The organism is Cellulomonas sp. P1_G12_2 (genome assembly GCF_056405535.1).
The window spans coordinates 668,917-681,704 of sequence record NZ_JBFUBX010000002.1 but is presented as its reverse complement, the minus strand read 5'-3'; the positions used below and the strand labels follow the sequence as shown (position 1 = coordinate 681,704).

14 protein-coding genes are annotated in these 12,788 nt (G+C 72.2%); 7 read left to right on the top strand and 7 right to left on the bottom strand.

What is annotated here, in order from left to right; translation table 11 throughout:
- Nucleotides 1-90: 90 nt before the first annotated feature.
- Nucleotides 91-1,215, bottom strand: coding sequence for a GuaB3 family IMP dehydrogenase-related protein (locus AC1DXT_RS11290; protein WP_421743583.1), 1,125 nt, complete (start codon nucleotides 1,213-1,215; stop codon nucleotides 91-93).
- 128 nt (nucleotides 1,216-1,343) lie between these two features.
- On the opposite strand from AC1DXT_RS11290, the gene AC1DXT_RS11285 reads away from it, so the two are divergent.
- Nucleotides 1,344-2,063 carry an exonuclease domain-containing protein gene (locus AC1DXT_RS11285; RefSeq protein WP_477061406.1) on the top strand — a complete coding sequence of 240 codons (720 nt, stop codon included), beginning with the start codon at nucleotides 1,344-1,346 and terminating at the stop codon, nucleotides 2,061-2,063.
- 112 nt (nucleotides 2,064-2,175) lie between these two features.
- Nucleotides 2,176-3,750, top strand: a complete 1,575-nt coding sequence (locus AC1DXT_RS11280; protein ID WP_477061405.1) for a helix-turn-helix domain-containing protein — start codon at nucleotides 2,176-2,178, stop codon at nucleotides 3,748-3,750.
- Nucleotides 3,751-3,758: 8 nt separating this feature from the next.
- Here AC1DXT_RS11280 and map read toward each other — a convergent pair whose 3' ends face one another.
- Complete coding sequence (gene map, locus AC1DXT_RS11275; RefSeq protein ID WP_477061404.1) at nucleotides 3,759-4,523, bottom strand: type I methionyl aminopeptidase; 765 nt, start codon at nucleotides 4,521-4,523, stop codon at nucleotides 3,759-3,761.
- A gap of 67 nt (nucleotides 4,524-4,590) precedes the next feature.
- Between map and AC1DXT_RS11270 the strand changes: the two genes are divergently transcribed.
- Nucleotides 4,591-4,863: a helix-turn-helix domain-containing protein gene (locus AC1DXT_RS11270; RefSeq protein WP_477061403.1), complete on the top strand. Its 273-nt coding sequence runs from the start codon at nucleotides 4,591-4,593 to the stop codon at nucleotides 4,861-4,863.
- Here AC1DXT_RS11270 and AC1DXT_RS11265 read toward each other — a convergent pair.
- Nucleotides 4,849-5,328 carry an Lrp/AsnC family transcriptional regulator gene (locus tag AC1DXT_RS11265; RefSeq protein WP_477061402.1) on the bottom strand — a complete coding sequence of 160 codons (480 nt, stop codon included), beginning with the start codon at nucleotides 5,326-5,328 and terminating at the stop codon, nucleotides 4,849-4,851. The genes AC1DXT_RS11270 and AC1DXT_RS11265 overlap by 15 nt on opposite strands.
- Nucleotides 5,329-5,425: 97 nt before the next feature.
- Between AC1DXT_RS11265 and AC1DXT_RS11260 the strand changes: the two genes are divergently transcribed.
- Nucleotides 5,426-5,899 (top strand): DUF2000 domain-containing protein, encoded by a 474-nt coding sequence (locus AC1DXT_RS11260; protein ID WP_056089063.1) that lies wholly within the window; start codon nucleotides 5,426-5,428, stop codon nucleotides 5,897-5,899.
- Here AC1DXT_RS11260 and guaB read toward each other — a convergent pair.
- From guaB to AC1DXT_RS11245, 3 genes are all read right to left on the bottom strand, one after another.
- Nucleotides 5,896-7,407, bottom strand: a complete 1,512-nt coding sequence (gene guaB, locus AC1DXT_RS11255) for an IMP dehydrogenase (protein WP_477061401.1) — start codon at nucleotides 7,405-7,407, stop codon at nucleotides 5,896-5,898. The two genes, AC1DXT_RS11260 and guaB, sit on opposite strands and share 4 nt — an antisense overlap.
- A gap of 42 nt (nucleotides 7,408-7,449) precedes the next feature.
- Nucleotides 7,450-8,124: a response regulator transcription factor gene (locus AC1DXT_RS11250; RefSeq protein WP_477061400.1), complete on the bottom strand. Its 675-nt coding sequence runs from the start codon at nucleotides 8,122-8,124 to the stop codon at nucleotides 7,450-7,452.
- Between the two features lie 212 nt (nucleotides 8,125-8,336).
- On the bottom strand, nucleotides 8,337-9,257 hold the full coding sequence (locus AC1DXT_RS11245) for a MerR family transcriptional regulator (protein WP_477061399.1): 921 nt from the start codon (nucleotides 9,255-9,257) through the stop codon (nucleotides 8,337-8,339).
- Nucleotides 9,258-9,508: 251 nt separating this feature from the next.
- Between AC1DXT_RS11245 and AC1DXT_RS11240 the strand changes: the two genes are divergently transcribed.
- Complete coding sequence (locus AC1DXT_RS11240) at nucleotides 9,509-9,805, top strand: WhiB family transcriptional regulator (RefSeq protein WP_056089049.1); 297 nt, start codon at nucleotides 9,509-9,511, stop codon at nucleotides 9,803-9,805.
- Between the two features lie 150 nt (nucleotides 9,806-9,955).
- Here AC1DXT_RS11240 and groES read toward each other — a convergent pair whose 3' ends face one another.
- Nucleotides 9,956-10,252: a co-chaperone GroES gene (gene groES, locus AC1DXT_RS11235; protein WP_056089045.1), complete on the bottom strand. Its 297-nt coding sequence runs from the start codon at nucleotides 10,250-10,252 to the stop codon at nucleotides 9,956-9,958.
- Nucleotides 10,253-10,456: 204 nt separating this feature from the next.
- Here groES and AC1DXT_RS11230 point away from each other — a divergent pair, with 204 nt between their 5' ends.
- Together AC1DXT_RS11230 and AC1DXT_RS11225 are read left to right on the top strand one after the other, a co-directional pair.
- Nucleotides 10,457-11,638: a class I SAM-dependent methyltransferase gene (locus tag AC1DXT_RS11230; protein ID WP_477061398.1), complete on the top strand. Its 1,182-nt coding sequence runs from the start codon at nucleotides 10,457-10,459 to the stop codon at nucleotides 11,636-11,638.
- Entirely contained in the window at nucleotides 11,638-12,786 is a 1,149-nt protein-coding gene (locus AC1DXT_RS11225) for a glutamate--cysteine ligase (protein ID WP_477061397.1), read from the top strand. Before AC1DXT_RS11230 ends, AC1DXT_RS11225 begins: the two co-directional genes overlap by 1 nt.
- Nucleotides 12,787-12,788 lie beyond the last annotated feature (2 nt).

The window sequence follows — 12,788 nt, the reverse complement described above, 5'->3', positions numbered from 1 at the left end:
TCGGGCATCGGACCTGTTCGGACATCCGGACACGACGACGCCCGGCGACGCCCGTTGCGGGGCGCCTCCGGGCGTCTGTGGGAGGTGGGGTCAGTGCGGCTGGTACGGGCTGACGACGACCTCGACGCGCTGGAACTCCTTGAGGTCCGAGTAGCCGGTCGTGGCCATCGCGCGGCGCAGGGCGCCGATGAGGTTGAGCGTGCCGTCGGCCGTGTGACCGGGCCCGAACAGGATCTGCTCGAGCGACCCCGCGGTGCCCACCTCGACCCGCTCGCCGCGGGGCAGCTGCGGGTGGTGCGCCTCGGGACCCCAGTGCCAGCCCCGGCCCGGCGCCTCGGTGGCCCGGGCGAGTGCGGCACCGAGCATCACGGCGTCCGCGCCGCACGCGACGGCCTTGACCAGGTCACCGGAACGCCCGACACCGCCGTCGGCGATCACGTGCACGTACCGGCCCCCGGACTCGTCGAGGTAGTCGCGTCGCGCAGCCGCCACGTCCGCGACCGCCGACGCCATCGGCGCGTGGATGCCCAGCGACAGGCGGGTGGTGTGCGCGGCGCCGCCGCCGAACCCGACGAGGACACCCGCCGCACCCGTCCGCATGAGGTGCAGGGCCGCGGTGTAGGTCGAGGCGCCGCCGACGATGACCGGGACGTCCAGCTCGTAGATGAACCGCTTGAGGTTGAGCGGCTCCGCCCGGCCCGACACGTGCTCGGCCGACACGGTGGTGCCGCGGATGAGGAACAGGTCGACGCCGGCGTCGACGACGGTGCGCCAGAACTCGTTGGTGCGCTGCGGCGACAGGGCGCCCGCGACGGTGACGCCCGCGGCGCGGATCTCCTTGAGGCGTGCGGTGATCAGCTCCGCCTGGATCGGTGCCGCGTAGATCTCCTGCATGCGGGCGGTCGCGCGGGCGCTGTCGAACGTGGCGATCTCCGCGAGCAGCGGCGTCGGGTCCTCGTACCGGGTCCAGAGGCCCTCGAGGTCCAGCACGCCGAGACCGCCGGCCTTGCCGAGGGCGACCGCGGTGGCCGGGCTCATCACCGAGTCCATCGGGGCCGCGATGATCGGCAGGTCGAAGTGGTAGGCGTCGATCTGCCAGCCGACCGAGACCTCCTCGGGGTCACGGGTCCGCCGCGACGGGACGACCGCGACGTCGTCGAAGGAATAGGCGCGGCGTCCGCGCTTGCCGCGGCCGATCTCGATCTCGTTGCTCACCCGGCCAGGCTACCGGGGTGCAGGGTGCGGACCCGAAACCGCGGCACGCGGGCAGCCCTCCCCGGCGATGTCGGACCTCGGTGCGAGTCTGGCTCTGCACGCACCACGCAGGACGAGAGCGGGACACGATGAGCTGGACGGACGGGCCACTGCTCGGCTTCGACACCGAGACCACGGGCGTAGACGTCGACAACGACCGGATCGTCACCGCCGCACTCGTCCGCCGCGACTCCTCCGGGACCCACGTCCGCAGCTGGCTGATCAACCCCGGGGTCGACATCCCCGAGGCGGCGGCCGCCATCCACGGCGTCAGCACGGAGCACGCCCGCGAGCACGGCCGGCCCCCGCGTGAGGCGCTCGAGGAGATCGCGACCGATCTGGCCGAGGCCTTCCGCGGTGGCGTCCCGGTCGTCGCCTACAACGCCGCGTTCGACCTGTGCCTGCTCGACGCGGAGCTGCGGCGGCACCGTCTGCGGACGTTGCCGGACCGCCTGTGCAGCGACGCCCGCCCGGTCATCGACCCCCTCGTGCTCGACCGCGCCGAGGACCAGTTCCGGCGTGGCAAGCGCAAGCTGGTCGACCTGTGCGGCTACTACGAGGTGGTCGAGTCGGGGAACCTGCACACTGCGGACGTGGACGTCGTCGCGACGCTCGACGTGCTCGAGCGGATCGTCGGGCGGTTCCCGCACCTGGCCGCGCTCGACCTCGACACGTTGCACGAGTACCAGTCCACGGCACACCAGGCCTGGGCCGAGGGGTTCAACGCGTGGCGCGCTGAGCAGGGCTTCGACGGACCCGGCGCCTCGGACGCGTGGCCGACGCGTGAGCCCGTCGGGACACTCTGGTGAGACGCGCGTCATATCGCGGCTGAGTTCGATGCGCACCGACGTGACGGATCTGACCGATTCGATGATGCCGTTCGCCGTGGCAATATCTCATCCATGAGTTAGCGTCTTCCCCATGACTACGACGACCACCCCGGTTCCGACGAGCACGGGATCGCTCCCGATCATCGAGGACCAGCTCGCGCACGTCGGCTCCCTCGTCCGCTCCGCGCGCCAGCACCGCGGCCTCACCCAGGCCCAGCTGGCCGAGCGCCTGGCCACCAGCCAGTCGGCGATCCACCGCATCGAGCAGGGCGCGCAGAACGTCAGCCTCGAGATGCTCACGCGCATCGGCGCCGCCCTCGACTCCCCGATCGTCACGCTCGGCGGTCCGCAGCGCACGCACCTGCGCGTGCACGGTGGCCAGACGCTGAGCGGCCGGATCGACGTCAACACCAGCAAGAACGGCGCCGTCGCGCTCCTGTGCGCCTCGCTGCTCAACCGCGGCACCACGCGGCTGCGCAACGTCGCCCGGATCGTCGAGGTGGACCGGATCGTCGAGGTCCTGCGCTCCATCGGCGTCCGCGCCACCTGGTCGACGGACGGCCGCGACCTCGAGATCGTCGTTCCCGAGCACCTCCAGCTCGACGCGATCGACGTGGACGCCGCCCGCCGCACCCGCTCGATCATCATGTTCCTCGGCCCGCTGCTGGGCCTCGAGGACGAGTTCCGGCTGCCCTACGCGGGCGGCTGTGACCTGGGCACCCGGACCGTGGAGCCGCACCTGATCGGCCTGCGCCCGTTCGGCCTGGACGTCACGGCCACCGCCGGCGACTACCACGGGCTGGTCACCCGTGGCGGGGCGACGGACCTCGCGGTGGTGCTCACCGAGCGCGGGGACACCGTCACCGAGAACGTCATCATGGCGGCCGCCCGGCGCGAGGGCGTGACGACCATCCGCAACGCCAGCTCCAACTACATGGTCCAGGACCTGTGCTTCTACCTGGAGCTGCTCGGCGTCCGCATCGACGGCATCGGCACCACGACCCTGCGCGTGCACGGGTTGGCCGACATCGACGCCGACGTGGAGTACGCCGTCTCGGAGGACCCGGTGGAGGCCATGAGCCTGCTCACCGCCGGCATCGTCACGGGCTCCGAGATCACGGTCGGCCGCGTGCCCATCGAGTTCATGGAGATCGAGCTGGCGACGCTGGCCGAGATGGGCCTGCGCTACACGCTGTCCGACGAGTACGCCGCCGCCAACGGCCGCACCCGCCTGGTCGACGTCACCGTGCACCCTAGCGAGCTGCGCGCGCCGATCGACAAGATCCACCCGATGCCGTTCCCTGGGCTCAACATCGACAACCTGCCGTTCTTCGCGGCGATCGCGGCGTGCGCGGAGGGCTCCACCCTGATCCACGACTGGGTGTACGAGGGCCGCGCGATCCACCTGACCGACCTCACCCGCCTCGGCGCCGACGTCCGCCTGCTCGACGCCCACCGCCTGCAGGTCTCCGGGCCGACGCACTGGTCGGGCGCCGAGGTGTCGTGCCCGCCGGCCCTGCGCCCCGCGGTGGTCATCCTGCTCGCGATGCTCGCCGCCAAGGGCACCTCGGTGCTCCGGGACGTCGACATCATCGCCCGCGGGTACGAGCAGCTGCAGGACCGCCTGGTGCAGCTCGGCGCGCAGATCGAGACGTTCCGCGACTGACGCCCTCGCTACGCCGTCAGGACGACCGGTCCGTCGTCGGTGATCGCCACGGTGTGCTCGCTGTGCGCCGTCCGCGCGCCGGTGGCGCTCCGCAGGGTCCAACCGTCGGGGTCGGTGACGAGCGTCGCGGTGTCGGCCATGACCCAGGGCTCGATGGCGAGGAGCAGGCCGGGACGCAGGACGTACCCGCGGCCGGGCCGGCCCGCGTTCGGGAGGTGCGGGTCCTGGTGCATGGTCGACCCGACGCCGTGCCCGCCGAACTGGGTGTTGACCAGGTAGCCCGCCGCGGTGAGCACGCTGCCGATCGCGTGCGACAGGTCGCCGATCCGCGCGCCCGGCGCCGCTGCCGCGATGCCCGCGTCGAGGGCTTCGCGCGTGGTGTCGATCATGCGAGCGTCCGCCTCGTCGACCGCGTCCCCGACGACGAAGCTCACCGCCGAGTCGGTGACGATGCCGTCGAGCGACGCGGCGAAGTCGAGGGTGAGCAGGTCGCCGTCGCGCAGGGCGTAGTCGTGCGGGAGCCCGTGCAGCACGGCGTCGTTCACCGAGGTGCAGATGACGTGCCCGAAGGGTCCGCTCCCGAACGAGGGCGCGTAGTCGACGTAGCTCGACACCGCACCGGCGTCAGCGATCAGCTGCGCCACCCACGCGTCGATCTCCAGCAGGTTGGTGCCCACCGCGGTGCGCTCCTGCATCTGTCGCAGGACACCGCCGACGAACGCTCCGCTGGCGGTCGCGCGCCGCAGCTCGGCGGGACTGAAGAGCTCGATCATGCTGGCCACCTTGCAGACGAGGGGATAGGTATACCGGTAATCATATCCCGGTATTATCATTGGCGTCATGGTCCGACTGCCCCTGTCCCCCGCCGAGGTCGAGCGCGGAGAGCGCCTCGGTGCGCTCCTGCGACAGGCGCGCTCCGACCGCTCCATGGTCGAGGTCGCCCTCACCGCAGGCATCTCACCGGAGACGCTCCGCAAGATCGAGACGGGACGCGTGCCCACCCCGTCGTTCTCGACGATCGCCGCGATCACCACCGCCCTGGGCATCTCGCTCGACGACGTGTGGGCGGCGATCCGTCCGGACGCCGGAGCGAGCCGGCTAGTCGCGTCCTAGCACCGGGACCGGCTCGACGACCCCGCTGCGCAGGTGCTCGTACACGATCGACGTCCGGACGTCGGCGACCTCGGGCCGCTCGGTGAGCCGGTCGATCACGAACGCGTAGAGCCGGTCGTTCCCCGCCACCGCCACGTGCAGGAGGAAGTCCTCCGACCCGCTGGTGACGAACACGCCGATCACCTCAGGCAGCGCCGCCGCCCACGTGCGGAACCCCTCGATGTTCTGCCGCGTGGGAGGCCGGACCCGCAGCGCGATGAGCGCCTGCACGGGTCGACCGATCTCCGCGAGGTCCACGTCGAGGACCGCCCCGCGGATGACGCCGCGGTCCCGCAGCGAGCGCGTGCGGTCCAGCGCGGTGGTCGGTGACACCCCCACCGCCGCCGCGACGTCGCGGTTGGTCCGCCGTGCATCGACCTGCAGCTCCCGCAGGATCGCCGTATCAAGTGCGTCGAGATGCGCCATCCGGCCACTCTATCCGTATGTCGTACGGGCTGATTGATAGCGCACCGGATCCATGCCTACCCTTCTCATGTCCTGACGTACGAACGAGGAGCGCAGCATGTCGATCGACACCCCGACACGAGTCGGCTTCGAGCCCGACGAGATCCGCACGGGTGAGCCGACCCGGGCCGCGCGCCTGAAGTGGGTGGTGGTCGTCGACGAGTCGCTGCCGCCGGGCCGCGCGGCCAACGCGGCCGTCTGCGTGTCGGCCGCGACCTCGAGCGGGGTCGACGGCCTGCTCGGTCCCACCGCCCGGGACGCCACGGGCTCCGACCACCCCGGGCTCCCCTGGGCCGGCTGCTCGGTGCTGTCCGCCTCGGCCGACCAGCTCGCGCAGGTCCGCGCGAAGGCCGCCGCCTCCCTGGGGGTGTTCGTCGCGGACATGCCGGCGTCCGCGCAGCACACGCGCGTGTACGACGAGTACCTGGCCGAGGTGGCGACCGCTGATGCGCCCGCGTACTACGCGGTCAGCATCGTCGGACCGCGCAACCGCGTGGACAAGATCGTCGGGAAGCTGCCCCTGCTCCCCTAGCGGCCGGTGTAGTTGGGCGCCTCGACCGTCATCTGGATGTCGTGCGGGTGGGACTCCTTGAGCCCGGCCGCGGTGATCCGGATGAACTGTCCCCGCTCCTGCAGCTGCGGGATCGTGTGCGCACCGACGTAGAACATCGACTGGTGCAGGCCACCGATCAGCTGGTGCGCCACCGCCGACAGCGGGCCGCGGTACGGCACCTGGCCCTCGATGCCCTCGGGGACGATCTTCTCGTCGGAGGACACATCGGCCTGGAAGTACCGGTCCTTGGAGTAGGAGATCCGGCCTCGGGACGCCATCGCGCCGAGCGAACCCATCCCGCGGTAGTGCTTGAACTGCTTGCCGTTGACGAACACGAGCTCGCCCGGCGACTCGTCGCAGCCGGCCAGCAGGGAGCCGAGCATCACGGTGTCCGCGCCGGCGACCAGCGCCTTGGCGATGTCCCCGGAGTACTGCAGGCCGCCGTCGCCGATGACCGGGACCCCGGCGGGCTTGCACGCGCGGGCGGCGTCGTAGATCGCGGTCACCTGCGGCACGCCGACGCCGGCGACGACGCGGGTGGTGCAGATCGAGCCGGGTCCGACGCCGACCTTGACCGCGTCGACGCCCGCGTCCACCAGCGCCTGCGCGCCCGGGGTCGTGGCGACGTTGCCGCCGATGACCTGGACGTGGCGGGTCGACGGGTCGGACTTGAGCTTGCGGACCATGTCGAGCATCAGGCGCGCGTGGCCGTTCGCGGTGTCGACGACCAGCGCGTCGACGCCGGCCTCGACCAGCGCGGAGGCCCGCTCCCAGGCGTCCCCGAAGAAGCCGATGGCGGCGCCGACGACGAGCCGTCCCTCGCCGTCCTTCGTCGCGTCGGGGTACTGCTCGGACTTCACGAAGTCCTTGACGGTGATCAGCCCGCGCAGGATGCCCGCGTCGTCGACGAGCGGGAGCTTCTCGATCTTGTGCTTGGCCAGCAGCGCCGCCGCGTCGTCGCGCGCGATGCCGACGGGCGCGGTGACCAGCGGCATCGGCGTCATCACCTCGCGGACGCGGCGCGTCTCGAACTCCTGCGGCGGCACGAACCGCAGGTCGCGGTTGGTGATGATGCCGAGCAGCAGCCCGATCTCGTCGATGACCGGCAGCCCGGACACGCGGTAGATGCCGCAGAGGTGGTCCAGCTCGGCGAGCGTCGCGTCCGGTCCCACCGTGACGGGGTCGGTGATCATGCCGGACTCGGAGCGCTTCACGAGGTCGACCTGGTGGGCCTGGTCCTCGATGGACAGGTTGCGGTGCAGGATGCCGATGCCGCCCTGGCGCGCCATGGCGATGGCCATGCGCGACTCCGTGACGGTGTCCATCGCGGCGGACAGCAGCGGGACCCGCACGGTGATCTCGCGCGTCAGGCGCGAGGACGTGTCCACCTCGCTCGGGATGACGTCCGTCTCCCCCGGCAGGAGGAGCACGTCGTCGTAGGTGAGCCCGACGCGGGCGAACGGGTCGGCAGGCGAGTGCTCCGTCATCCGGCAAGGATACGCGGGCGCACGCGTGCTGAGGGTCCCGCCCTACTGGATGAGACCGCGGCGCAGCCCGATCGCGACCGCCTGGGCCCGGTCGTTGGCACCGAGCTTGCGGAACAGCCGGCGCGCGTGGGTCTTCACCGTGTCCTCGGACAGGTAGAGCTCCGCGCCGATCTGCGCGTTGGAGCGACCGTGGCTCATGCCGGTGAGCACCTCGATCTCTCGCTTGGTCAGCGGCACGCCGGGGATCGCTCCCGTGGTGGGCACACCGACCGGGGCTGCGTTGGCGTCGGGCGCCCCGACCGTGGACACCCCGGCCGCGGGCGTGCGCAGGTCGCTGGCGCGGAAGCTGCCCTGGCTGGGCACGTCCACGGGCTGCGTGCGGGGCACGGTCTGCGCAGGCAGCACGGGACTGGCCAGCACGTGCGCCGCCACGGCGGACAGCTCCGCGCGGCCGACGTCGGGTGCCAGGAACCCGCGGGCACCGAGCGCGAGCGCCCGGTCGAGCGCCACGCTGTCGTCGGGCAGCGCGAGGAGCACGATGGCGGCGGCGGGCGCGACCGCGCGCAGCCGGCGGATCGCCTCGATCGCACCGGGGGCCGCCAGGTGCGCGTCGAGCAGGACGACCGTCGGCGGCATGCGCCGAGCCAGGCTCAGCAGCTCGTCCACCGACGACGCCGCACGGACCGGACCGAGCGCGGGCACGCCGATGGAGGTCACGACGAGCCGCTCTCGAACGACCGCCGAGCCGTGACAGACCACGACTCCCGCCATGTTGGTTCCCCTCTCGGGCCCCGTGTGGGGCACCTGAGTGCTATCGGCTGATGATCACGCTGAAGTTAGCCGGAGAGACGATCCGTCCCCGCTGCGAGAGGGGCTTCGTCCGCCCCTGCGACGCCTGCGTGGAATGTCTCCCCCACTCGGCCGTGCCCTCAGGGCTCACCGCTCGACGTCGCGACCGCGAGCACCTCGTGGAGCAGGCCGGTGAACGTCCGGGCGCGATGCACGGACCGGTCCAGCGGGACCGCGTCGGCGGCACCGTCCGGGACCATGACGAACTGTGCGAGGTCAGGTTGCTCGCGCGCGAGCCGGTCGACCACCTCGAGGTCCGCGTCGGCCCGCAGCCCGATGGTCACGACCGCCCGTGCGCGTGTCATGGCAGCGAGCTCGACGGCGTGGTGCGGACCCACCGGCCCCCCGACGATGCGCGCATCGACCCCCTGCGCCGCGAGCGCCCCGGCGAGGGCGTGCGCGACGAGCGGCCGCGCCTCCCGGGGGACGACGAGCACGAGGACGACGGGACGGCGGGTCCCCGTCAGCGGTACCTGGTGCTCCCGCAGGGCGGCGAGGGCGCCCGCGTGCACCGCGGCGACCGCGTCGACCCCGGGCGGGTCGACGACCGTGCGACGAGCGAGCGCGGACATGACCGGCTCCAGCAGGCCCGTCCACCAGAGCGCGACGTCGGCTCCCTCGTCGATCGCCAGCAGCCGCGCGCACCCGGCGACGTCACCGGCGAGCGCGGCGTCGACGACCGCGGTCGGTGTGGTCGGCACGCCCCCGTCCTGGGACCGGGCGGGGGTCCCGGCGGTCACGTCGGTCGCCAGGGCGATCCGTGCGGACTCCGCCGGTGCCACGCCGTCCAGCGTGAGCCGCCGCATGACCAGCAGCCGCTCGACGTCGACCGCCGAGTAGCGCCTGTGCGCCCCGGCGGAGTGCTCCGACGGCCCGAGCCCGTACCGGCGGTCCCACGTGCGCAGCGTCGCGGGTGCCACACCGAGCCGCCGCGCGACGGCGGCGACGGCGAGCGCCGGCGCCGGAGGCCCCGTCGGTTCGTCGTCCTCGCGCGTCACCATGGCGCGATTCTGCCAGGCCGACGCGATTCGGCCTCATCGGGCGTGTCGGCGCCCGACACGCCGACCAGGGGCTTCATGCACAATCGCGCCACCGAATCAATGTGCGAACGGGTCTTGAACAACTTCTGGCGCGGTTGTAACGTCCTCTCCAACGCGTCACCCCGGTGGACACCATCTGGTTCCCGTGTACACGACTTCCCGGCGCAGCCGCCCACACGGCGGACTTCGACGGATCGACTGAGGAGGAACTCATGGCCGAGATCTCGCGCCTTCCCGGACCGGTGATGGACCTGTGGGAGTGGCAGTTCGACGGAGCCTGCCGCGACGAGGACCAGGACCTCTTCTTCCACCCCGAGGGTGAGCGCGGCTCGGCCCGCCGGCGCCGCGCCGAGGCGGCCAAGGCGATCTGCGCCACGTGCCCCGTGATCAAGGAGTGCCTCGAGCAGTCCCTCGCCGTGCGCGAGCCCTACGGCGTGTGGGGCGGCCTCTCCGAGGACGAGCGCTCCGCGGTGCTCGCCCAGCGCGGCCGCGCCAGCCGCGTGGGCTGAACCAGAGCTGCACGACCAGAGCCCCTCTCCTCGTCGGCACGATCGGGGAGAGGGGCTCTGGTGCGTCCGGCCCCGGACGCGCGAAGGCCCCCCACGGCAGCTGCAGTGGGGGGCCTTCGCGAGCGAGCGGGGCGCGTGGCGCCCCTCAGCTCACTTGACGACGATCGCGAGGATGTCGCGCGCGGAGAGGATGAGGTACTCCTCGCCGTCGTACTTGACCTCGGTGCCGCCGTACTTGGAGTAGATGACCTTGTCGCCGACGGCGACGTCGAGCGGGATCCGGTTGCCGTTGTCGTCGACACGGCCGGGTCCGACCGCCTGGACCTCGCCCTCCTGGGGCTTCTCCTTGGCACTGTCCGGGATGACGAGACCGAAAGAGGTCGTCGCCTCTGCCTCGAGCGTCTTGACGACGATCCGGTCCTCGAGGGGCTTGATGGAGACCGACACAGCGGACCTCCCCTTCGCATGTGAGTAGTTCTCTGAGGTACGTGCGCGCTCTCGGACACGTCGTCGCGGGTGCCGTGCCCTGGAGCGCTGCTGGCACACTCACCGGGAGAGTGCCAGCCACTCACTCTAGGAACCGGTTAGCACTCGGTCAAGGCGAGTGCCAACGAGCGGTCCTGGCGAGTCTCTGCGTGCGAGGATCGCCGCATGGATCGCGAGGGCATCGCCCAGCTGCTCAGCCCGGCGGGCTGGGCACTGCTGTCCGCCCTGCCGCCGTACGACGAGAGCCGCACGCTCGCCCTGTCGGAGCGGATGCGCGACGAGGGCATCGATCCCGCGCTGGTCGCCGCCGCGCTCACCCAGTCGCGCCTGCGCGCGAAGGCCGCCGCGAAGTTCGGCACGTTCGCCGACGGCATGCTCTTCACCGCCGCGGGCCTCGAGCAGGCGACGCGCCTCACCGTCGCGGCCCACCACGCGCGCAGGTTCCGCGACGCCGGCAGCACCCGGGTGGCCGACCTGACCACCGGGATCGGCGCGGACGCGATGGCCTTCGCGGGCATCGGCCTGCGGGTGCTGGCCATCGATCTCGACGAGGCGACCGCGGCGATCGCCACCGTGAACCTGCGGCACTTCCCCGACGCCGAGGTGCGGCACGGCGACGGGCTCGCCCTCGACCTGGAGGCGGAGGGGGTCGACGGCGTGTACGCCGACCCCGCCCGCCGGACCTCGTCGGGCAGCCGCGTGTTCGACCCGTCCGCCTACGAGCCGTCCCTCGACGCGGTCCTCGCGGTGCGCGACCGGGTACCCGCGCTCGGCCTCAAGCTCGGCCCCGGCATCCCGCACACCGCCCTGCCCGACGACGCGCAGGCCCAATGGGTCTCGGTCGACGGCGACGTGGTCGAGGTGGGCCTCTGGTTCGGCCCGCTCGCGCCGGAGGGACCCGGCCGGTCCGCCCTGGTGCTCCGCGCCGGCGAGGCCCACGTCGTGCGCGCCACCTCGGACGAGCGTCCGGCGTCCGGCCCGGTCGGCGGCTACCTCTACGAGCCCGACGGGGCCGTCATCCGCGCCGGGCTGGTCGGCGAGATCGCGCACCAGGTGCAGGGACGACTCGTGGACCCCACGATCGCCTACGTGACCTCGGACGCGCTGACGCCCCTGCCCACCGCCACCGCGTACCGCGTGCTCGACACGATGCCGTTCGGCCTCAAGCGGCTCCGGACCTACCTGCGAGGACGTGACGTGGGGAAGCTGACCATCAAGAAGCGCGGGACGGCCGTGGTGCCGGAGCAGCTCCGCCGGCAGCTGGACCTGCGCGGCAGCGCGACGGGGACGATCATCCTCACGCGCGTCGCGGGCAGCCAGCAGGTGCTCGTGGTGGAGCCCGTCTGATGGCCGTGCCGGTGCGGGTGCCGTTCGCGCACTCCGAGCGGTCGAGCGTCGGGATCGAGTGGGAGGTCGCCCTCGTCGACGCCGACTCCGGGGACCTGCGCCAGGCCGCGGAGGCCATCCTGGCGGCCGTCCGGCCCGCCGACGGCTCCGAGCACCCCCTCATCACGCAGGAGCTGCTGCTCAACACCGTGGAGATCCGCTCGGGCAAGTGCCGCACGATCGCGGAGGCGACGGCCGACCTGCAGCAGGCCCTCGACGAGGTCGAGGCGGCCGCGTCCCCGCTGCGCATCGAGCTCATGGGTGGCGCGACGCACCCGTTCGCCAACTGGGCGCAGCAGAAGGTCACCGACAAGCAGCGGTACGCGACCCTCATCGACCGGACGCAGTGGTGGGGCCGGCAGATGCTCATCTACGGGGTGCACGTGCACGTCGGCATCGAGGACCGGGACAAGGTGCTGCCCATCGCGCACGCGATGCTCGGCGTCTTCGGGCACATCCTGTCGCTGTCGGCGTCGTCCCCGTTCTGGGGTGGCAAGGACACCGGCTACGCGTCCAACCGCGCCCTGCTGTTCCAGCAGCTGCCGACCGCGGGCCTGCCGTTCGCCTTCGAGGAGTGGTCGCAGCTCGAGCAGTACGTGGGCGACATGATGCACACCGGCGTCATCGACCAGTTCGACGAGATCCGGTGGGACGTCCGCCCGTCGCCGCGGTTCGGCACGCTGGAGATGCGGATCGCCGACGGCGCCTCGAACCTCCTGGAGGTCGCCGCGATCTCCGCGCTGACCCACTGCTTCGTGGAGCACTTCTCCTCGATGCTGGACCGCGGGGAGAGCCTGCCGACGCTGCCGCCGTGGTTCGCCCAGGAGAACAAGTGGCGCTCCGCGCGGTACGGCATGGACGCCATCATCATCACGAACGCGGCCGGTGACGAGGAGCTGGTCACGGACGCGATCGGCCGCTGGCTGGTCGAGCTGGCCCCCGTCGCCGAGCGCCTCGGCTGCGCCGCCGAGCTCGAGCAGGTGCGCGTCATCCTGCGCCGTGGCGCGTCGTACCAGCGTCAGCGCGCGGTCGCCCGGCGTCACGCCGGTGAGCTCGACGCCGTCGTGCGCTCCCTCGTCGCCGAGCTCAAGGCCGGTCGCCCGCTCTAGCA